We start from the raw sequence: 20,741 nt of genomic DNA, 5'->3' as shown, positions 1-20,741 counted from the left end.
GAAGCATCAGCTAATTTAACTCTCCCCGCGCTTTAACCCAAATTTTTCAATTTTGCTGTATAAATGGCTGCGCTGGATATCAATGTCGTCCGCGGTTTTGGATACATTCCAGCCATTTTTTTCGAGTTTGAATTTGATGTACTCGCGCTCTGCAAAATCCTTGTATTCCTGGAAATTCTTGAAATTATCAAAATCAGGCTGCTTATTTCCGGCCGTTTCCGTAACTGAGGCAACCGGCGCGGTTGGGTTGGCAAATGCTTTTACATCCGCATCGGTAATTACTTTATCGCTTAAAATAATCAGCCGCTCCACCATGTTGCGCAACTCGCGGATGTTGCCGCTCCAGGGCAATGCTTTTAAAGCATCGATCCCCGCTTCGGACACTTTTTTTACCGGCATACCGTATTCGGTACAAATTTCTTCCAGGAAACTTTTAGTCAGCAGCGGAATATCGTCACGGCGGTCACAAAGCGGCGGAACGTGGATTAAAATCACGCTTAAACGGTGGTACAAATCCATCCGGAAATTGCCGGCCTCGATCTCTTTCTGCAAATCTTTGTTGGTGGCCGCAATCACGCGCACGTCCACATCAATTTCCTTTTCGCCGCCTACGCGGGCAATTTTATTTTCCTGCAAGGCGCGCAATACTTTGGCCTGGGCAGATAAACTCATATCGCCAATCTCATCCAAAAACAATGTGCCGCCGCTGGCCGATTCAAATTTGCCGATACGTTGTTTTACTGCGGAGGTGAAAGAGCCTTTTTCATGCCCGAACAGTTCACTTTCAATCAGTTCTGAAGGGATGGCCGCACAATTTACCTCGATCAGTGCCGCATTGCTGCGGGCAGATTTTTCGTGCAGCCAGCGGGCAACCAGTTCTTTACCACTTCCGTTGGCACCGGTTACCAATACGCGGGCTTCGGTTGGTGCCACGCGTTCTATCGTTTCTTTTATTTTGCCGATAGCCTGGGATTCGCCCAAAATCTCGCGTGTTTTAGAAACTTTTTTCTTTAAAACTTTGGTTTCTGAAACCAATGACCCGCGGTCTAAAGCGTTGCGTACAGTAATCAGCAAACGGTTTAAATCCGGCGGTTTACTGATAAAATCGAACGCACCTTTGCGGCTGGCTTCTACGGCGGTTTCCACTGTCCCGTGGCCGGAAATCATGATAAAAGGCAAATCCGGTTTGTAGGTTTGGGCATCGGTAAGCACTTCCAGCCCGTCCATCCGGTTCATTTTGATATCACAGAGCACCAAACTGTAATCGCCCCTTTTGATCAGGTTTAAACCTTCGGCACCATTATCTACATCATCTACCTGATAATCCTCGTACTCCAAAATCTCCCGCAGGGTGCTCCGGATGGCACGCTCATCATCTATAATCAGAATCTTCGACATTAATTTATTGCTTAAAAGGCTTAAGGTGATTTTTGCCGCTAAGATAGGTTTTGCCCCGCAAAAGACAAACCCTTTGCTGCGCGAACAGCAAAGGGTTTGATGTAAAAATCCGGATGGCAAACCTGTAAGCCGGGTTCTGTGCCCGGTTGCCCGGGTTTCTGCCATTTATCTTGGATGATGATCGCCCACCACCTCCATCGGCCTACCCGTTTTGGCGTTGCGTTGCAACAAAAGCGGGCCGCTTTTTGGGCTGCCAAAACTTATTTGGCCTTTCAGCTCCTGAGGTTTACCGCAAGGCATGTTGCCATGCCAGGCCGTGCGCTCTTACCGCACGTTTTCACCCTTGCCCCGATAAATCTGGGCGGTTTGTTTTCTGTGGCACTTGCTGTCGCCCATCCGGATGGCGCCTTCCCGTTAGGAAGCAGGATGCCCTATGCTGCCCGGACTTTCCTCCCCGTAAAAAAACAGAGCGGCAGAACGTTTTGCCTGGGGCGAAGATAAGGAATTTGAGCGAAGAGCGGAGAATGAGACAAACGCTAAAACATCAGGTTTAATTGGTTTTGTATTCTTGCTGTGCCGCTCCTTACTCTTCAAACAACGCTCCTTAAAAACAATTCATTTTCCGCTGGGTTATCAATTTTAATCCGATAAAAACATCATGAAAAAATACAACCATTACCTGTTTATTGCTGCTGCCATGTTTGCGGTTTCCTGCGGGCCAAGCGATGCCAAAAAAGAAGAAGCACAAAAAAATGCGCTGGCAGATACCACCAAAACCACTGATATTTTGCAGGTAGATACCAAAGATGCGGCCTTTGTAAACAATGCCACTTTGGGCGGTATGCTGGAAGTGCAAATGGGCACTTTGGCGCAGCGGAACGCTTTAAACCAGCAGGTTAAAGAATTTGGGGAGATGATGGTAAAAGACCATCAAAAAGCTGATGGCGAACTGAAAAGCATTGCCAACGGTAAAAAATTGGGCGTGCCGCAATCTTTGGGCAAAGAGTTCCAGGACCGCGTAGATTCTATGGCTTTAAAAACCAGTGTCGCTTTTGATTTAAAGTATATGGACATTATGGTTGCCGCACACAAAAAAGATGTGGCCGATTTTGAAAAAGCAACCACCGAACTGAAAGACCCGGATTTGAAAGCTTTTGCTGTAAAAACCCTTCCAACGCTGAAAATGCACTTATCTGCAGCAGAAAAATTGGATAACGAGATCAACAAAAAAAACGCGGCCAACAACAGTAAAATGTAATTGCAAATTTAGGCCGGTAAAAACAGCATTGCTTTAAAACCAAACCGGGTTTCGCCTTAAAACAATAATATGTTTTTAAGCGAAACCCGGTTTTCTTTTTTAATAATTTTATCACAGATATGGCATCAGCTTAAATTTCGTTTAAAAATTTAGTGATGCTGTTTTTATCGACTAAAATCCAGTCGTTTTTAAAACAAATTACTAATATTTTTAGTAATTATTGAATTCATTTTCTATCTTTAGCAAAAAATCCACCAGCATGAAAACGCAAAAAAAAGTTGTTTTAAAAGGAAGCAATCGTGTTGCGCCAGCTTCGGCCGCATTACAAAAAATCGATCCGGAAAAATTTATTGAAGTAACGGTCCGCATCCGCAGAAAAAAATCTTTGGATGAGGCATTGGCCGCCGGCGAAAGGATCAGCAGGGAAAGTTACGGACAGCAATTTGGTGCTTCGCCGGAAGATACCGATGCGGTGGAAAATTATGCGCACGAACATGATCTCACCACCGTTACCGTTGACAATGCGCGCCGAAGTGTGATTTTGAAAGGAAAAATCAGCGATTTTGAAGCAGCTTTTGGCGTTGATCTGCACGAAGCGGATAAAGATAAAAAGCAGTTTAGGGTGCGCACGGGCGAAATCCACGTTCCGGAAAGCCTGAAAGATATTGTTACCGGCATTTTTGGCTTCGATGAACGCCATGCCGCACGGCCGATGTTCCAGATTTATAAACCTGATGCCAAAATTGTAAGTCATGCCGCTTCGGTAGCTTACACGGCCGATCAGTTGGCCAAAATTTACGGTTTCCCAACCGGTGTAACGGGCAAAGGCCAGTGCATTGGTATTATTGAGTTGGGCGGCGGCTACAAAACGGCCGATCTGACCAACTATTTTAAAAGTTTGGGCATCAAAAAACCAGTGGTAAAAGCAGTATCGGTTGATGGCGGTAAAAACGCGCCAACTAACGCAAACAGTGCAGATGGTGAGGTTTTGCTGGATATTGAAGTGGCAGGCGCGGTGGCACCGGAAGCTACCATTGTGGTTTATTTTGCGCCCAATACCGATCAGGGTTTTTTGGATGCCATTACGATGGCCGTGCACGATACCACCAACAAACCATCTGTAATTTCCATCAGCTGGGGCTCTGCGGAAGTGAATTGGACACAGCAGGCCATGACTAATTTTAACGAAACCTTTAAAGCAGCGGCACTATTGGGCGTAACTATTTGCGTGGCGGCCGGCGATAATGGCTCTGGTGATGGCGTAACGGATGGCAAGGTACATGTTGATTTTCCATCTTCCAGTCCGTATGCTTTGGCTTGCGGCGGCACAAAATTACTCACAGACGGAACAGGCAGCATCACTTCCGAAACGGTTTGGCACGCCGCCAGCGATTCGGCAACAGGCGGCGGTGTGAGTGATTTTTTTCCGGTCCCGGATTATCAGGCCGGTGTAAACGTGCCGGCTTCCCTCAACACCAAATTTAAAGGCCGCGGCGTGCCGGATGTGGCCGGAAATGCCGATCCGAGTACCGGTTATAAAGTTCTGGTGGATGGGCAGCAGTTTGTAATTGGTGGCACCAGTGCGGTTGCACCGCTGATGGCCGGGCTGTTGGCCTTGATCAATCAGAAAAAAGGTACGGCAGCCGGTTTTATCAACCCCACGCTGTATGCCAACCCAAACTTGTGCCGTGATATTACAGATGGCGATAACAAAACCACCAAAACCAGCACCGGTTATACTGCCGGAAAAGGCTGGGACGCTTGCACCGGCTGGGGCGTATTGTCCAAACTACCTTAAATTTTAGGTGATAAAAACAGCATTGTTGTCATTTCGACCTAAAGGGAGAAATCTTTATTGAAAAACATAATTGTCTTACGCTTTGAAGAAGATTTCTCCCTACAGCCGAAACCGGAACAATGCTTCTTTTATGCCTTAAAAATGATTGAAGTTTATTTTTGAGTATCAACCGAAATTGGAAAAACAACATCCGGATTAATTACTTTTTTCAAATCTTTAATCAACAAATCGGTACGCAAATCAACACCTTTTTTGATTAAATGATAAGGCGTGTCAAATATCAAACTATCCGGCATCCTAAACTCTTCCGGATTTGAAATCATGATGAAAGAATTGTCTTTTAATTTTTGCTGAACTTGTTTGATCTGTGCAACATTAATTTGATAAGATGTAGATTGATAACCCGGAAAAGTGATATATAATTTTGCTTTTTTGTGATATACAGCATTGCGGAAACGAATCAAACTTTGTAACGCATCTTCATTAAAACTTGTTATAATTGCGGGATAAGGTTTTGGGTTTTCTGCCGGAAGTTTCCAATGTAAAGTTGCATCGCCGTATTGGTCAAAAGCTTTACGGTCGTATCTTCCAATTGTGGTATCTTGCGGGTATTTCAAAAATAAAAAACGGGGCTGCAATTTGGTTTGTGCAAACTGCGGCAGTAATTTCAATAGTTTAAAATACTGTTTGTAATCCAGCAATTTACGGGATTGCGGTACAACATCGGTAACAAGCGAAAATAATTCTGCTTCGCCATCGGCCAAATCACCATAAAACTGCTGGTACTCAGCAGAAAGCACAATTATGTCGTTTGGTTTTACATATTGCAGCGTATTTTCCAGCATAAATTTTAGACCAATGTTGATGTGGATACCGGTATTGATCGGATGGATGTGCAGCGAATCTTGGATGGTTTTACTGTCCAAACCATAAGCTAAGTTGGATCCGCCAACAAAAATTATGCGCGGACTTGGAACATTTTTTAACAATTCATTTTTATCAATTTGTGTGTAAAGCATGTTTTGTTTGCTTTGTTTAGGCGGTAAAAAAACTGCCCAAACCAATAATGCAAATAAGGTTAAAATCAGGATAAAAGCTTTGATCAAAAACTGTTTCATGATTTTAAAATTGGAAGTAAATATACTGGCGATCGGAGAATTCGCCAAAAACCAAAATCATGATCAGCAAAGCGTAATACGCGGCCCAGCGGACATAAATTGGTTTTTGCGCGAATACTTGCAAGAAGTTTTTGTGGCTTTGCAGATAATTGAAACCTTCCAAAAATAAAATCAGGAACAAAGAAAAAACCATTTCCTTGTTGTTTAAACCGTAATCCTGGATCAGATGATGCGGATTTTTGATCAAACCCGGAATAGCGATAAAAATATTTTTAGCGATGTAAAAAGCTGTTTGCACATTATCGGCACGAAAAAAAATCCAGGCAAAACACACTAACAAAAAAGTTGTAAGCACGGGCAAGAACGAAAATCTATCGATAAAAACAGCATGGTTAAATTTGTTCCGAAAGTTTTTAGTGATCAAAGCAAAAATCAGATAAAAGCCGTGCAAAGCACCCCAGATGATGTACGTCCAGTTTGCACCATGCCATAAACCGCTGATTAAGAACACGATAAATAAATTAAAATACCATCTTGGGATGCTTACGCGGTTGCCGCCCAACGGGATATACAAGTAATCGCGGAACCAGGAAGACAACGAAATATGCCATCGCTGCCAAAATTGGTGCAAGCTTTTGGCCTGATAAGGTTTGTTGAAATTGATCATCAGTTTAAAACCCATTACACGGGCAATGCCGATGGCCATATCTGTATAACCGGAAAAATCACAATAAATCTGGAAGGCAAAAAACACGGTTGCAATAATCAAACCTAAACTATTAAAGTTTTGCGGATGGTTGTAAACCGAATCAACCACAACAGAAAGCCTATCTGCAATCACTACTTTTTTAAACAAACCCCATGCAGCTAATTTCAATCCGCCGGTAACCAGGTTGTAATCAAAGCTGTGTTTTTCTCTAAACTGATATAAAATATTTTGAGGCCTTTCTATCGGCCCGGCAACCAATTGCGGATAAAACATCACATACAAAGCATAAATACCAAAGTGTTTTTCGGCCGGATGATTGCCGCGGTAAACTTCAATGGTATAACTCATGGCCTGGAAAGTATGGAAGGATAAACCGATGGGCAACAGGATAGAAAGATAGGGCAGCGGATCGTTCCAATTAAAACTTTTGAACAAAAAACCAAGGTTAAAATTGATGAAGTTGTAATATTTAAAAACAACCAAAACACCAATGTTGGCAATCAAACTCAGGATTAAAAACAGCTTGCGTTTTTGTCCGGCCGCTTTTTCAATCCGGATGCCGGCGATGTAATCGATCACAATTGTAAAACCCAAAATCAGGATGTAAACCGGCACAAAAGCCATATAAAAATAGCAGCTGGCCAGCAAGAGCAGCAACCATCTGCTACGATGCGGAAGGATAAAATAGAGCGAAGTAACCACCACAAAAAAAACCAGGAAAGCGTAGGAATTGAAAAGCATAAGCTGGTTTTAGATGGATTGTGTATGTATTTAATTTGATAAAAAACTAAAATTTAGTGCTTAAAAGAAGTAATGAGATACCCAACAAACTCTTTTAAATAGTTGTTCCAGCCGCTAAGGGCATCCGCAGAAGGAAGGAAGTAATCATCAAAAGAAAACTGGGTTTCGGCAGGAGAAAGATCGCAGGGAAAGGGCACAACCTGCAAACCGGCTTTTTTGCAAACAAGCAAAGCGCGGCGCATATGGAAAGCCGAAGTAACCAGCAAATATGGCGGCGGCAGGTGTTTTGCTTGTAAAATGGCTTTAGAAAAACGGATATTTTCGATGGTATTGCGGGATTGCGTTTCAAAAAGCAGCGTGCTGTCTGCAAAGTGGTAAGGCTGCAGCTCCTGCCGCAGCCAGTTGCCTTCTACAAAACCATCTGGCGTTAAACTGGCATTGCCACCGGTAAAAAGCAGGTGTAAAGCTGTGCCGCTTTCTTTTAGTTTGAGTGCTTGGATAAACCGGTCTGCGGCACCGTTAAAAAAACCTGTGTTTTTATCGTATTCAGAAATATATCCGCCTAAAACCAACGCACAACTATAGGTTTGTTTGGGTAAAATTACCGGTTTAATGTCCCAGCTGGCGGCAACTTTGTTCAGCAAAAAAGAATTGGAAAACAACAGGAAAACGATTGTTGCAGCCAAAATTGTAGAACGTTTATAACGGTTATTTTTGATGAAAACAGCCATGATCAGCAGGATCAAAATCCAGTTGAGCGGATGTAAAAAGTAGATCAGTAATTTAGAAAAAAAGAAATACATGCAAGGCTTTTACGTATTGGTGAAGCTTTTAGGTGGCACAAAAACCGAAATTACATTTTTATCAGCGTAAAATTCCGGTTAAAATGGTTTTCGGCAGACTGTAAAACCGCCACCGCCACTTACCTTTGCATCGTTGTTTTTAGGCAATGCTTCTTTTAGGCAGTAAAATTTTATATCAGTAGCAATTGCTTTCTGGTATGAAAAACTTTTTTAAGCTATCGTTTTGCCGGCGTTGTTTTCGGCTTACGGTCAGCACCATTCTTCAAACTAAACAGGAAGCCAAAGTTTTTGCCTGTAAAAACAGTATCAAACAGGTTTTGAGCCGATGATTTAAAAGATAAGCCCGGCGTTTGCCCGAAATGCAACTGATTAAAAATGGTTAAGGTTATATAATTTAAAATGAAAAACAAACTTTGTGTATTGCTTTTGATGTTGGTTTTTGCTGCCTGCAAAGATTCCCGGAAAGAAGAAAAAACTTTGGAAAGCCAGGTGATGGACCTGCACGAAAAAGTGATGGCCGATGGCGAAACGGCGATGCAAAACAAGATGAAAATGGATACGCTGCTCCTGAAAAAAGATAGCATAAAAACAGCATTCCCCAGTTTGGACACCGCTGCAGAAAACAAAAACATGCGCCGGTTGAGCAGCAAAATTATGCAAACCGATGATGCCATGAGTGATTGGATGAACAAGTACAACCCGGATTTTTCGGGCAAATCGCACCAGCAGATCATGGATTATTTAGGTCAGCAGAAAAAACAGGTTTCGCAGATCAACAAACAGTATGATTCTGTCAACCAGGCCTCCGGCCAATATCTGTTAAAATTTAAGAAGAAATGAAAAAACTGATTTTACCCTTGCTGGCTTTGCTTGCTTTTACAGCCTGTAATCAAAAAAACGCCACTAAACTGCCTATTTATGGTGACCGGCAGCCGATTACCAAAACCATTGACGGCAAGCAGGTTACAGATACGGTTTACGCCACTATCCCGCCATTTAGTTTTGTAGATCAGGAGCGGAAAACCATCACCCAGCAAAGCCTGAACGGCAAGATTTATGTGGCTGATTTTTTCTTCACCTCCTGCCCGTCCATCTGCCCGACCATGCAGCGCAACATGCTCACGGTTTTTAAAGCTTACGAGGGAAAACCGGATTTTAAACTGGTTTCTTTCACCATTGATCCGCGGCATGATACCATTCCGGTTTTAAAAACTTATGCCGAAAAGCTTGGCGCAAAGGCAGACCAGTGGTATTTTTTGCTGGGGAAAAAGGAAGAAGTTTACCAATTGGCCGAGAAAAATTACTTGGTTTCTGTAGCCGAAGATGGCCGTGCGCCGGGCGGTTATGTGCACCAGGGCTGGCTGGTTTTGGTAGATAAAAAAGGCCGTGTCCGCGGGGCTTATGACGGAACAGACAAAAAACAAGTACAACAACTGATTGCCGATGTAAAGGTTTTGATGGAGGAAGAAAACGCAAAAGCATGAAGCGTTTCTGTGTGTGGTTTTTGCCTTTTGCCTTTGTCCTTTTAACCTTTCTGTTTTCCTGCCAAAGCGAATCTGAGTTGGAATATCAGAAATATTACACCATCGGGAAAAGTATTTATCAAACCAATTGCCAAAACTGCCATGCCGAAAACGGTGAAGGTTTGGGCGATTTGATCCCCGGTTTGCAAAAGGCAGATTACCTCAGCAAAAACAAAAACAAGCTGGCCTGCCTCATCCAAAACGGACAGCAGGGATTAATTGTGGTAAACGGTAAGTTTTACAACGGGAAAATGCCTGCGCAAACCCAGCTGGCACCGATAGAAATTGCAGAAGTGATCACTTTCATCACCAATACGTTTGGCAATAAACAAGGTGTTTACGGTTTGGAAAAAGTTACTGCGGATTTAAGTAAGTGCGGGGAGTGAGCCTGATTTTTACCCGATAAAAGAAGCATCGCCGCTAAACCGATACTTCTTTTATCAACCTAAAACCCATCACCCCAAAACCTCCAACCCAATTACTGTATCAAATGGATCACGCCGGTGCGGCTTGGCGTGCTGCCATGATAACTCATGCCTTCCCACTGGCCGCCGTTAAGGTAAGTGGCATCTACCTGCCAAAAATATACGCCTTGCGGGGCCGGCGCACCGTTCATCATCCCGTCCCAGCCCTCAACCGGTTCGCCGCGGCTGGTTAGTTTGGTGCTTTCCCAAATCACTTGTCCCCATTTGTTGAACACGCGCATCCGCCAGTTTTTAATGCCCGAACCTTTGATCTTAAATGTTCTGAGTTCTTCAAATTTACTGTTCGGCATAAAGGCGTTCGGCACAAAAAGCTGACCAGGCACACCCGTTATCTGCACTTTATGTGTGATGGTATCGGCACAGCCCTGCACATTGTAAACCACCAGATTTACTTTGTAAACGCCGGTATCGCGGTAAGTATGTTCCGGGTTTTGTTTGGTTGAAGTGCTGCCATCACCAAAACTCCATTTCCATAAAATTGGCAAATTATCACTTTGATCTTTAAACGAGAAGCTGTAATGCGGATACACAATCACGCTATCCGGGTTAGCGCGGAAAGCTGCTTTTGGCGGAAGGACAACTGAAATATAGTTTTTCATTATGGCCGTATCCGGGCAGCCCAGCAGGTTTCTGGCAATCAAACTGATGGTGTAAGGCGTACTGCGGGCCTGGAAAGTATGCGTTGGGTTGGCCATGTTTGAGGTGCTGCCATCGCCAAAATCCCAAAGATAGGTGTTGTTGCCGTTTGTTTTGTTGATGAAGTTGACCGTCAGTTGCGTGCAGCCTTTAGTAATATCGGCCGCAAAACCAACCACCGGCTGCGGATAAACCGTGATGGATTGCGAAGCCGAAGTATCCGAGCAGCCGTTGGTTGCCTTCATAACTACCTTGTAAATACCGTCTTTCAGGAAAGTATGGCTCACCACTTCCGGCGCAGAAACCGAAGACAGCGTTGTGCCATCGCCAAAATCATACGTAAAATAAGTGCCGCCTTTGGTGTTGTTATGAAACTGGACCGTCCAGGGCGCACAACCGGCTTTTTGATCGCCATCCACAATCAGCTGCGGCAAAACCGTGTTTGGGGCAATGCTGATGTTATACTGCGTAGTACTGATGCCGCACTCGTTTTGCGCCGTCATTTTTACCGTAAAAACTTTATTGTTTGGTGCGATATACGTGTGGTTGACCGCTCGATTATCGGTAATGACCTGCGTGGTACCATCGCCAAAATCATAAGTATAAGTGTTGCCGGTTCCGGGAGAGGTGTTGTTGAAATTAACCGTTAGCGGAGAGCAGCCCGTAGTTTTATCGGGTGTAAAAATCGAAACCGGTTTCGGCCGCACTACTACGGTAGAAGTTGCCGTGCGGATGCCGCAGGTTGTCATCGCTTTGAGTGTGATGGTGTAAGTGGTGTCTTTTCCATCCGTGCGCGCCGCGTAAGTAACCGGGTTTGGGCTGGCCTGGGTTGAGGTTGTCCCGTTGCCGAAATCCCAGGAATACGTAGCCAGGTTTTGCGGATCAGAAGTATTGCTGAACGTAACCGTAAGCGGGCCGCAGCCTTTGGTCTGGTTTTGGGCGAAACCTGCTTTTACTTCTTTTATGGTCGAAAAAACATGGGTAAAAACAGCATCGGCACATCCGTATTTGCTGCTGGCCACCAACTTGATTTCCACATGCGTATCGTCTGTAGTAATGGTATAACCGGGGAAATTGATGCCTGTGCCGATCAGCGTGCCGTCTGCATACCAGTTGTAGGCACTGTTAGCATCGGAAGCGGTGGCTTTAATGTTGGCCGCAGTAATGGCAAACGGGATACAAGCCAGATCTTTGCTGAAAGTATAAGCGGCAACCGGCACGGGGTTCACCGTCATTTTGATAACATTGCTGATGCTTTGCTGCGGGCCGGTACATAAAGTTGAACTTACCACACGACGGAACCACGTGCCAACCGTTAAATTGCCAGCCTGGTAATCCTGCAAACTGGCACCGCTGATATTGGTCCAGGTGGCACCATTGTCTGTGCTGCTTTGCCATTGGTAAACGTAATGCCCATCGGCTCCGGCTGGTACGCTTCCCGTCATCATTTCCGGCGCACTGTTGTAGCAAACCTGCTGATCGGCAGAAACTGAATTATTGCTGATGGCGGGCTGCACCACAACTAAAACCGGTGCACTCACGCTGGTACAAGGGCCGGAAGTTACAGTGCGGCGCACATAAACCGTTTGTGTACCGGTAAAGGTATAATTTCGGCCTGTTTGTCCGATTACAACCGTCCAGGTGTTGTTATCGGCACTGATTTCCCAGGCATAAACGAAGCTTCCGGTTCCGCCCGTAGCCTGATCTCCGGTAATGGTAACCGTTTGGCTGTAGCAAACCGGCCCGGCAAAACTGATCGTGTTGGTCACGCTTTCCAGATCGGTAATTACTACATCATCAAAAGTTGCTGTACATTGTGCCGCGCCAGTAATCGTCCAGCGGAAGGTATATTGCTGGCGTGGCAATAAACCGCTAACGGTTGTATTGTATTTAGTGGCGTCAGCAAAAATCACAGTTTGGCCGGAAGTTACGGTCCATCTGCCTGCCGCAATTCCCGGGTCATTTCCCTTTAAAACGTAATTGGTGGCACTGCAAATCTGCTCATCCGGGCCGGCATTTGCCTGCACTGCGGCTGGTTGTACCGTGATGATAATGGTCATCGGCGCGCCTTCGCAGCCAGAGGGGCCAACAGGTGTAATTACATAAGTTGCCGTTCCGGAGTTTGTGGCAGATGTATTGGTCAGCACATCATCAATCCGGCTGGCAAAAACCGGTTGCTGCTGGTTGTTGCCATAAATGCCTGCGGAAGCGTTGCTGGTCCATTTAAAGGTGGTCCCGCTTAAATTGGAGCTAAAAGTGATGCCGGTTGGTTGTCCGCTGCAAATGGTGTTTGCCGTAGTGTTTACGCTGAGGATTGGCCGCGGCGTAACATTCACGATCAAGGTAAAAGGCACTCCCGGACAATTATTGTTTACCGGCGTGATAGTATAAGTTACCGTTCCGTTTGCTGTGGGGTCAGCGTTCGTCAGCACATCATTAATATCGCCCGTGCCGCTGGCCGAGTTGCCGGTAACTGAAGCCGACGCCGAAGAAACCCATGTAAAAACAGTACCGGCCGCCTGTGCCGTTGGATGATAAGCTACCGAATTGCCGGTACAAATAGCCACACTGTTGGCACTGGTTACGGCGTTGCTGTTTTGCGGTGTAACGGTTATGGTAACCAGGTTGCTGATGTTTTGCTGATCGTTCACACACAATCCGGTTGTTACAATGCGGCGGAACTGCATAGTCATCAGCAGTGCGACCGGCTGATAATTAATTGTATTTGCACCATTTATGCTGTTCCAGCTGGCACCATTATCATTGCTTGATTGCCACTGATAATTGAAATTGCCATCACCACCGGTTGGCGTGCTTCCGGTTAATAAAACCGGCGTGTTGTTGTAGCAAATGGCTTGATCGGCAGTAATTGTATTATTGTCAATTGGCGGCTGCACAAATAACTGGATCACATTGCTGATATTAATACATGGCCCGGAACTTACAACCCGCCTCAAATAAATATTTTGTGCAGCAGTGAACGTGTAAAAACGGCTGCTTTCGCCGGTTATAGTTGTCCAGTTGTTGCCATCGGTACTACTTTCCCAGGTATAAACGAAGCTTCCGGTTCCGCCGGTTGGCTGATTACCGGAAATGGTAACCGTTTGGCCATAACAAAACGCCGGACTGTTGAAGCTAATGGTATTGATGATTTCAGAAAAATCAGAAATCGTGACGTCATCCGTAGAAACAGAACAGCCGCCGGTGCTGGTGATCGTCCAGCGGAAAGTATAAATCTGGCCGGGCAGCAAACCGCTAACGGTTGCGTTGCTTTGGGTATCGTTGGAAAAAACCACAGTTGTCTGGCCAGAGGTAACCGTCCATTTCCCGGCAGAAGGGGCAGGATTATTCCCGTTCAATGTATAAGTTACAGCGTTACAAAGCTGTGCATCGGCACCGGCATTGGCCGTAACCGGAATTGGTAATACCGTTACGCTGGCATCAACGGTTGGGCCTTCGCAGCCGCCCGGACTAACTGGCGTGATATGGTAAACAATCGTGGCCGGTGTAGTGATCCCGCTTTGCAAAACATCATCAATACGGGTGGCAATTACCGGCGTTACCTGGTTGTTGTTACTATAAATTCCCGGCACATTATCCGAAGTCCACTTCAGCATAACACCCGGAACATTGGTGGTAAACGTAATGCCGGTTGGATTGCCACTGCAAATCTGATCGCCGCTGTGCGTAATAATTGCCCGCGGAACCGGCGTTACCAAAATTTGCAGGGTAAAAGAAGCACCGGGGCAACCGTTGTTGTTTGGGGTGATGGTGTAAGTAACCGTGCCGTTGCTGTTTGGATCCGAATTGATCAGCTGATCGGTAATGTTCCCGGTTCCGCTGGCGGAGTTGCCGCTGATATTGGAAGTTGCCGAAGAAACCCAGGTAAAAACAGTGCCCGCCTGCTGTGCTGTTGGCTGATAGTTTAATGTAGTACCCGTACAAATTGCCAGATTGGCAGCACTGGTGAGCATGTTATTGTTCTGCGGCGCAACAGTAATGGTAACTGGGTTGCTGATATTTTGCTGCGCGCCGCTGCACAATGCCGAAGTAACCACACGCCGGAATTGTGTAGATGCCGTTAACGCTACCGGCTGGTAATTTTGCGTATTGCTGCCGCTGATGGCAAACCAGCTGGTGCCATTATCCGTGCTGCTTTGCCATTGGTAAGTATAATTGTTATCGGCACCGCTTGGCGTACTTCCGTTTAATTGTGCAGGTGCCGTATTGTAACAAATGCTTTGATTGGCCGTGATAGTATTATTGCCGATGGCTGGTTGCACCATAATACTGATCGGCGAACTCATACTGCTGCAAGTACCGGAAGTTACAATTCTGCGGATAGAAATATTTTGTGTACCGATGAAGGTATAATCACGGCCACTTTGCCCGCTGCTGGTTGTCCAGTTGACATTATCCGTGCTGCTTTCCCAGCTGTAAACATACGTACCGGTTCCCCCGGAAGGCTGAGTGCCAATAATCGTAATTGTTTGGCCATAACAAACTGCCGGACTACCAAAACTAATGGTATTGGTTAAGGGCGATAAATTATTAACATCAACCTCATCAAAAGTTGGCGTACATTGGGCGGCACCGGTAATCGTCCAGCGGAAAGTGTAAGTTATTCCCGGCTGTAAGCCGCTAACCGTGGTATTCGGTTGTGTGGCATCTGCAAAAGTTATACCTGTTTGTCCTGATCTTAGCGACCAAAAACCGGTAGAAACGCCCGGCGAATTTCCGCTTAAAGTAGTTGTTGATGCGCTGCAAAGCTGCTGGTCCGGGCCTGCATTTGCCTGCACCGGCAGTGGCTGTACGCTAATGGTTACCATAACCGGCGTTCCCTCACAGCCGGAAGCACTAATTGGGGTAATCGTATAAGTAACCGTGCCTTGTGTAGTGGCCGAAGTATTGGTCAATACTTCGTTTATGCCGGTAAAATTGCCCGCCGTCTGGCTGTTGTTGCCATAAACGTTGGAGGTTGCGGAGGTTGTCCACTTAAAAGTTGTGCCGCTTAAATTAGAGGTAAAAGTAATGCCTGCGCCTTGTCCGCTGCAAATCGTGTTCGTAGTGGAATTTATGCTGATGATTGGCCGCGGCGTAACCGTAACTGTTAGCTGGAAAGCCGTTCCCGGGCAGCCATTGCTTACCGGCGTTATCATATAAGTTACGGTTCCGTTATTAACAGCGTCATTATCAGTCAATACATCATTGATATCACCCGAACCACTGGCACTGTTACCACTAATGCTGCCGTTGGTTACGGTGGAAGTCCAGGTGAAAGTGCTGCCCGTTTGCTGTGCCGTTGGATGATAAGCCACCGCATTGCCTGTACAAATGCTGGTTGCCGATGAACTGGTTACGCCGTTTCTTGGGTTGATGGTGATAATTACTTCATCTTCCAGCTGATCGCATGGCACCGGATTGCCGGTTTGTACAACCAGCGTTAACCTTACCTGCCCGGCATTAGTTTCAGCATTGGTTGGTGTGTAAATAGCATTTAAAGTAGTGTTGTTTGGCGAAAAAGTCCCGTTTCCGCCAACCCACAAAAAGCTTTGCGGAGCAGGCCCGGTAATTGTTCCGGCCAATTGTACGCTTACATCCGGACAAACGGTTTGATCCGGCCCGGCACTGATGTTCGGCGATTGCTTAAAGTCTATTTGCTGCGATTTACTGTCTGTTCCGCAGTTATTGGTTTGCGTGGCCGTAATCGTATAAACGCCAAAATCATCAAACAAAATCTGCGGATATTTAGAGGCCGCGGTAGTGCCATTTACAAAATGATAATTACCGCCGCTTACTGTCCAGTTATACGTATTCGGCTGATCTGTTGTAGTGCCGGTAAATATAACCTGCGTAGCACCGGCATTATTGGCAAAAGTGAGCGTTTTGCCATTTCCGCAAACCGAATAATTGGGCGACAGAGTAACCGTTGGCGAAGCATTTACCGTGATGGTTTGCGACGTGCTGACGTTTCCGCAACTTTCTGTGCCGATGGATAAAGTAAGTGTGTAAACGCCGGGAGTAACAAATTTAATTTCAGGCTGATGGCTGTTGACCGTTGTGCTGTTCAGGTAGGAAACCCCTGCCGGGCCGGTTACACTCCAGGTATAGAGATTGTTTGCCGGGATAGAATTACAGGAATTATCTGTAAAAGATTGATCATTTGGTATAATTGAACTACTGCTGCAAATGGTGGATGACGTTAAATTAAAATCCGGCCGTGGCGGGGCTAAAACGCAAACGTCTTTAGTAAGGTCAGCAGCTGAGCAAACGGTATTGCTTTGGGATTCGTACCGTAAAGTAACGGTATGATGGCCGGATGTAGTAAAAGTATAGGTAAAAGGAGTAGTTAAAGCATAGCCGCTAAACTGCGTTTCGTTTGGCGTGCCAATATCAATAATCCAGGTATATAAGGCGTTATTATTCTGGCAGTTTGCAGCGTTGTTGGAAGCATCCTGTCCCGGGTCTGAGGCGTTTCCATAAGTAACCGGAACATTTAAACAGGCACTTTGAGGGCCGTTAAAACTGTTGACCGGCTGGGACACCACTTTTGCGTAACTGGTTAAAGGAGAGCCAAGTGTACCGCAAATGTTGCTGCTTGCCTGTGCATTGACCGGGAAACTGTTTATCTGGCCGCCGCTGCTGGTGCCGCAGGAAGTTCTTACATAAGCATGTGATAACTGCCCGTTTGACAGTAATAAATCGCATAAAGTGTATTGGCTGAATGTTCCGTCGCCCCAGTCAACCCGGTATATATTGCCCGGATAATTATTCTGTATGGCCGCGGGCAAAATGGTGTACATCAAAACACCTTGTCCGTTTATCAAGCAAACCGGGTCTCCGCTGGTGGTCCCGAAGTTTGTGCTTAACCTGTTGTTGATCAACTGGTAAGCCTTTGTGCCTACGGTTCCGCCGGAAACAGCTTTTACAAAAATGGTATAATTTACTTTTGCAGCATTAAAAGAAGCATTTTGTGAAGCATTGAAAGTTAAAGGACCTATGTCTGTTTGATTGATTTCATCAAAAACATCAGTGGTAACAGTTGCATTACCGGTAGAACTGTTGGTAAAATTGTAAGTAGTGCCATTGCCCGAACAATTACCAAAAACATCAGGATAATTACTGTTTAAAAGCGGCAGGGATGAGGTTAGTTTTGCCTCTACCGGGCTTCCTGCACTGATATTGATGGTTGCTGTTGTAGAGGTGGCCGCATCCATTGTGGATTTGATGGCCAGGTTATAACTGCCTGGTGTTAAGCCGCTTGGTATAATCCCGTTTACAAAATTAGCGTAAAATCCGTTGTAAGAACCAATTTTTGTATCCGGCACGCCGCCCGGAACAGAGGAAATATACAATTCAAAAACGTTGTCAGGTTTGATACAGTTCCCGCTTGTTGTTAACGGCACCGCAATGGTCGATCCGGGCGTATATGGCCCGGCATCAACGCTGCCGAGCGTTAAAGTTTGTGCTTTTGATAAGGTAAAAAACAATGTAAAAAACGCAATCAGGAACAGCGCTTTTTGCAGTTTAGGGTAAAATTGCTTCATCCATCATCCGCTTAAAAATTCTGTGAAAGTGGTTGTACGTGTTTTGCCAGATCAAGTTATGCGGATAATTTTCCCCAATCAAAAAATGGGGCAACAAAAAATTATAGCTTGGTTTTTGGCTGATAAAAACAGTATAAGCTGCTGATGCTGAAATTTTTACCGGCATTTATCACGTCCGTTTGTTTTCTGCGGATAATTTCTATTTTTAAGGAAGGGAAATCCGGAAAAATCATTCGATATTTATTTCAAAAAAAACCGGGCCTACCCAAACCGATGCAACCGAACCTGATCTGCAAAAGCAAAAATTTACCTGCTAAAAGAAGCATTGGCCTGCCTGGCCATACTGTTTTTACCGCACAAAAAATCGATGTAAAACACAACCAAAATGATTAACCTGATGAAAAAACTTTTTTGTACCGCTTTGCTGCTTGCTTCTTTTATCGAGGCAAAGGCACAAAAAAAGGCTTCGCTGCAGGTTGATTTTGGTAAAAAAATCGGCGCGATGAAACCGGTCTGGTCGTGGTTTGGGGCAGATGAACCGAACTACGCGTACATGAAAGACGGCCGGAAACTGCTTTCAGAACTTTCCCGGCTCAGCAAAAACCCGGTTTATTTCCGCACGCACAATTTAATGACTTCCGGCGACGGAACGGCTGCGCTGAAATGGGGCTCTACCAACATCTACACAGAAGATAAAAACGGCCGCCCGGTTTATGATTTTACCATTGTTGACCGCATTTTTGATACTTATGTAAAACGCGGCATCAAACCGCTGGCGCAAATTGGTTTTATGCCCGAAGCTTTGTCCACACATCCGCAGCCTTACCGCCATTACTGGAAGCCGGGACATCCTTATAATGAGATTATTACGGGCTGGGCTTATCCGCCAAAAAGCTATGAAAAATGGGGCAACCTGGTTTACGAATGGGTGAAACATTGCGTGAAAAGATATGGCCAGAAAGAAGTGGAAAGCTGGTATTGGGAAGTTTGGAACGAACCGAACGGCGACTACTGGAAAGGCACCGTGCCGGAATTTTATAAACTGTATGATTATGCTGCCGATGGTGTAAAACGCGCTTTGCCAACCGCAAAAATTGGCGGCTGCAATGTGGCCGGAACCGGCGGCGCAGGCGGAACGAAGTTTTTGCGCGGGTTTTTGCAGCATTGCATTTCGGACACTAATTATGTTACGGGCAAAATCGGTTCGCCGCTGGATGCCGTTTTGTTTCATGCCAAAGGATCGCCCAGATTAATAAACGGCGTGGTGCGGATGAACATGGGCACGCAGCTGCGCGATATTGAAGCCGGTTTTAAAATCGTCAGATCATATCCGCAGACACAAAACCTGCCGGTTATTGTCGGCGAATCTGACCCGGAAGGCTGCGCGGCCTGCGGGATGCAAACCAACCCGGAAAACGCGTACCGCAACGGCACGATGTTTTCCAGCTATACGGCTGCTTCTTTTGCACGGGAATATTTGCTGGCCGATCAGTACGGCGTGAATTTTAAAGGAGCGGTTTCCTGGTCGTTCGAGTTTGAAAACCAGCCCTGGTTTTATGGTTTCCGCGATTTGGCCACCAACGGCGTGGACAAACCGGTTTTAAACGTTTTCCGGATGTTTGGCAAGATGAGCGGCAACCGCGTAGAAGTTACGGGCACCAATTTTTACCCGCTAAAAACAGTACGCGATTCGAGCATCCGGAACGGAACGGATATTGGCGGCCTGGCTTCTACGACCAAAAATACGGCTGCGGTATTGGTGTGGAATTATCACGATGACGACGTGCAGGAAGCGGCAACGATAATCCACATCAACCTGAAAAATTTGCCGGTAAAAACAGTATCGCTTACCCGGTTTCTGATCGACCAAAGCCATAGCAATTCTTATAATCTGTGGAAAAAAATGGGTTCTCCGCAGCAGCCAACTTCGGCACAAATTGCACAACTGGAAAAAGCCGGAATGCTGCAAACAGCCGGAAAAACAGAAAATTTAATGGTTAAAAACGGACAATTGAACCTAACCATCAACTTAGAACGGCAAGGCGTAGAACTACTAAAATTGGATTGGAAGTAAAACCGCAGTTTAACGCAAAATTTTTCCGTTATCTGATTAAGTAAAGTTGCAAAATTTTGCTTTTCTATCTTTTTAATCCGCAGTGGCTTATCAAAACACAATACTGTTTTTACAGGTATAAATTTGGTTTTATGCTGAAGATGCGCTGCCAAAACCAATAGCAGCCGCAAAAATTTACGCAGGCACTTTACCTAAAATTCTGCATTTATGATCCTTCAAAAAAAAATTTAGTTTTTTAGTTGAAAAACTAAATAAATAGTTTTAGCTTAGTTCCATGAAATCAATCAAAGAACTAACCCGCGCCGAAGAGCAGATTATGCAAGTGCTGTGGCAGCTAAAAAAAGCCTTCGTAAAAGAAGTGCTGGACGAACTGCCGCTGCCAAAACCAGCCTACAATACCGTTTCCACGTTCATCCGCATTCTGGAGACCAAAGGTTTTATCAGCCACAATGCTTTTGGCAAAAGCCATCAGTATTTCCCGATCATCAGCAAAGAAGAATACCAAAATTTTTCTGCGGACAAACTGCTTACCGGCTATTTTGACAACTCGGTAGAACGCATGTTTTCCTTTTTTGTAGAGAAGGAAAAAATCGACCTGAAAGAAGCAGACGAGATCCTGAAACTAATTGAAAAACTTAAAAACAAATAATC

13 protein-coding genes and 1 other RNA gene are annotated in these 20,741 nt (G+C 45.4%); 8 read left to right on the top strand and 6 right to left on the bottom strand.

What is annotated here, in order from left to right; genetic code table 11:
* Positions 1 to 15 precede the first annotated feature (15 nt).
* Both ACOFKR_RS00240 and rnpB read right to left on the bottom strand, forming a co-directional pair.
* Entirely contained in the window at positions 16 to 1,398 is a 1,383-nt protein-coding gene (locus tag ACOFKR_RS00240) for a sigma-54-dependent transcriptional regulator (RefSeq protein ID WP_419802018.1), read from the bottom strand.
* Positions 1,399 to 1,507: 109 nt separating this feature from the next.
* Positions 1,508 to 1,887, bottom strand: an RNA gene (rnpB, locus tag ACOFKR_RS00235) — RNase P RNA component class A.
* A gap of 169 nt (positions 1,888 to 2,056) precedes the next feature.
* On the opposite strand from rnpB, the gene ACOFKR_RS00230 reads away from it, so the two are divergent.
* Together ACOFKR_RS00230 and ACOFKR_RS00225 are read left to right on the top strand one after the other, a co-directional pair.
* Entirely contained in the window at positions 2,057 to 2,656 is a 600-nt protein-coding gene (locus tag ACOFKR_RS00230; RefSeq protein WP_419802017.1) for a DUF4142 domain-containing protein, read from the top strand.
* Between the two features lie 259 nt (positions 2,657 to 2,915).
* Entirely contained in the window at positions 2,916 to 4,454 is a 1,539-nt protein-coding gene (locus tag ACOFKR_RS00225) for a S53 family peptidase (protein ID WP_419802016.1), read from the top strand.
* Positions 4,455 to 4,606: 152 nt separating this feature from the next.
* Here ACOFKR_RS00225 and ACOFKR_RS00220 read toward each other — a convergent pair whose 3' ends face one another.
* From ACOFKR_RS00220 to ACOFKR_RS00210, 3 genes are read right to left on the bottom strand one after another with little or no spacing between them, the layout of a single operon-like run.
* Positions 4,607 to 5,572: a hypothetical protein gene (locus tag ACOFKR_RS00220; protein ID WP_419802015.1), complete on the bottom strand. Its 966-nt coding sequence runs from the start codon at positions 5,570 to 5,572 to the stop codon at positions 4,607 to 4,609.
* Between the two features lie 4 nt (positions 5,573 to 5,576).
* Positions 5,577 to 7,022: an MBOAT family O-acyltransferase gene (locus ACOFKR_RS00215; RefSeq protein ID WP_419802014.1), complete on the bottom strand. Its 1,446-nt coding sequence runs from the start codon at positions 7,020 to 7,022 to the stop codon at positions 5,577 to 5,579.
* A gap of 53 nt (positions 7,023 to 7,075) precedes the next feature.
* Complete coding sequence (locus ACOFKR_RS00210; RefSeq protein WP_419802013.1) at positions 7,076 to 7,825, bottom strand: YdcF family protein; 750 nt, start codon at positions 7,823 to 7,825, stop codon at positions 7,076 to 7,078.
* A 399-nt stretch (positions 7,826 to 8,224) separates the two neighbouring features.
* On the opposite strand from ACOFKR_RS00210, the gene ACOFKR_RS00205 reads away from it, so the two are divergent.
* The 3 genes from ACOFKR_RS00205 to ACOFKR_RS00195 are packed head-to-tail and all read left to right on the top strand — an operon-like array spanning position 8,225 to position 9,734.
* The gene (locus tag ACOFKR_RS00205) at positions 8,225 to 8,665 is read left to right on the top strand and encodes a hypothetical protein (protein WP_419802012.1); all 441 of its coding nucleotides are present in this window, start codon (positions 8,225 to 8,227) and stop codon (positions 8,663 to 8,665) included.
* Positions 8,662 to 9,309: an SCO family protein gene (locus tag ACOFKR_RS00200; protein WP_419802011.1), complete on the top strand. Its 648-nt coding sequence runs from the start codon at positions 8,662 to 8,664 to the stop codon at positions 9,307 to 9,309. The genes ACOFKR_RS00205 and ACOFKR_RS00200 overlap by 4 nt, the downstream gene beginning before the upstream one ends.
* Positions 9,306 to 9,734, top strand: coding sequence for a c-type cytochrome (locus ACOFKR_RS00195; RefSeq protein ID WP_419802010.1), 429 nt, complete (start codon positions 9,306 to 9,308; stop codon positions 9,732 to 9,734). The genes ACOFKR_RS00200 and ACOFKR_RS00195 overlap by 4 nt, the downstream gene beginning before the upstream one ends.
* Before the next feature lie 92 nt (positions 9,735 to 9,826).
* Here ACOFKR_RS00195 and ACOFKR_RS00190 read toward each other — a convergent pair whose 3' ends face one another.
* On the bottom strand, positions 9,827 to 18,016 hold the full coding sequence (locus ACOFKR_RS00190; RefSeq protein WP_419802009.1) for a PKD-like domain-containing protein: 8,190 nt from the start codon (positions 18,014 to 18,016) through the stop codon (positions 9,827 to 9,829).
* A gap of 144 nt (positions 18,017 to 18,160) precedes the next feature.
* On the opposite strand from ACOFKR_RS00190, the gene ACOFKR_RS00185 reads away from it, so the two are divergent.
* The 3 genes from ACOFKR_RS00185 to ACOFKR_RS00175 all read left to right on the top strand — a co-directional run bounded on the left by ACOFKR_RS00185 (position 18,161) and on the right by ACOFKR_RS00175 (position 20,739).
* On the top strand, positions 18,161 to 18,409 hold the full coding sequence (locus tag ACOFKR_RS00185) for a hypothetical protein (RefSeq protein ID WP_419802008.1): 249 nt from the start codon (positions 18,161 to 18,163) through the stop codon (positions 18,407 to 18,409).
* 4 nt (positions 18,410 to 18,413) lie between these two features.
* Positions 18,414 to 20,090, top strand: coding sequence for a GH39 family glycosyl hydrolase (locus ACOFKR_RS00180; protein WP_419802007.1), 1,677 nt, complete (start codon positions 18,414 to 18,416; stop codon positions 20,088 to 20,090).
* 274 nt (positions 20,091 to 20,364) lie between these two features.
* Positions 20,365 to 20,739: a BlaI/MecI/CopY family transcriptional regulator gene (locus ACOFKR_RS00175; RefSeq protein WP_419802006.1), complete on the top strand. Its 375-nt coding sequence runs from the start codon at positions 20,365 to 20,367 to the stop codon at positions 20,737 to 20,739.
* Positions 20,740 to 20,741: the final 2 nt, after the last annotated feature.

Source organism: Mucilaginibacter sp. (genome assembly GCF_965201005.1).
Classification (GTDB): Bacteria; Bacteroidota; Bacteroidia; order Sphingobacteriales; family Sphingobacteriaceae; genus Mucilaginibacter_A.
Note: the sequence above shows the minus strand (reverse complement) of the source record. Positions and strands in the feature narration are given on the sequence as shown.

Coding starts and splice junctions, on each gene's coding strand:
- ACOFKR_RS00240 (WP_419802018.1), bottom strand. CDS start 1,398: ATGTCGAAGATTCTGATTATAGATGATGAGCGTGCCATCCGGAGCACC.
- ACOFKR_RS00230 (WP_419802017.1), top strand. CDS start 2,057: ATGAAAAAATACAACCATTACCTGTTTATTGCTGCTGCCATGTTTGCG.
- ACOFKR_RS00225 (WP_419802016.1), top strand. CDS start 2,916: ATGAAAACGCAAAAAAAAGTTGTTTTAAAAGGAAGCAATCGTGTTGCG.
- ACOFKR_RS00220 (WP_419802015.1), bottom strand. CDS start 5,572: ATGAAACAGTTTTTGATCAAAGCTTTTATCCTGATTTTAACCTTATTT.
- ACOFKR_RS00215 (WP_419802014.1), bottom strand. CDS start 7,022: ATGCTTTTCAATTCCTACGCTTTCCTGGTTTTTTTTGTGGTGGTTACT.
- ACOFKR_RS00210 (WP_419802013.1), bottom strand. CDS start 7,825: ATGTATTTCTTTTTTTCTAAATTACTGATCTACTTTTTACATCCGCTC.
- ACOFKR_RS00205 (WP_419802012.1), top strand. CDS start 8,225: ATGAAAAACAAACTTTGTGTATTGCTTTTGATGTTGGTTTTTGCTGCC.
- ACOFKR_RS00200 (WP_419802011.1), top strand. CDS start 8,662: ATGAAAAAACTGATTTTACCCTTGCTGGCTTTGCTTGCTTTTACAGCC.
- ACOFKR_RS00195 (WP_419802010.1), top strand. CDS start 9,306: ATGAAGCGTTTCTGTGTGTGGTTTTTGCCTTTTGCCTTTGTCCTTTTA.
- ACOFKR_RS00190 (WP_419802009.1), bottom strand. CDS start 18,016: ATGAAGCAATTTTACCCTAAACTGCAAAAAGCGCTGTTCCTGATTGCG.
- ACOFKR_RS00185 (WP_419802008.1), top strand. CDS start 18,161: ATGCTGAAATTTTTACCGGCATTTATCACGTCCGTTTGTTTTCTGCGG.
- ACOFKR_RS00180 (WP_419802007.1), top strand. CDS start 18,414: ATGAAAAAACTTTTTTGTACCGCTTTGCTGCTTGCTTCTTTTATCGAG.
- ACOFKR_RS00175 (WP_419802006.1), top strand. CDS start 20,365: ATGAAATCAATCAAAGAACTAACCCGCGCCGAAGAGCAGATTATGCAA.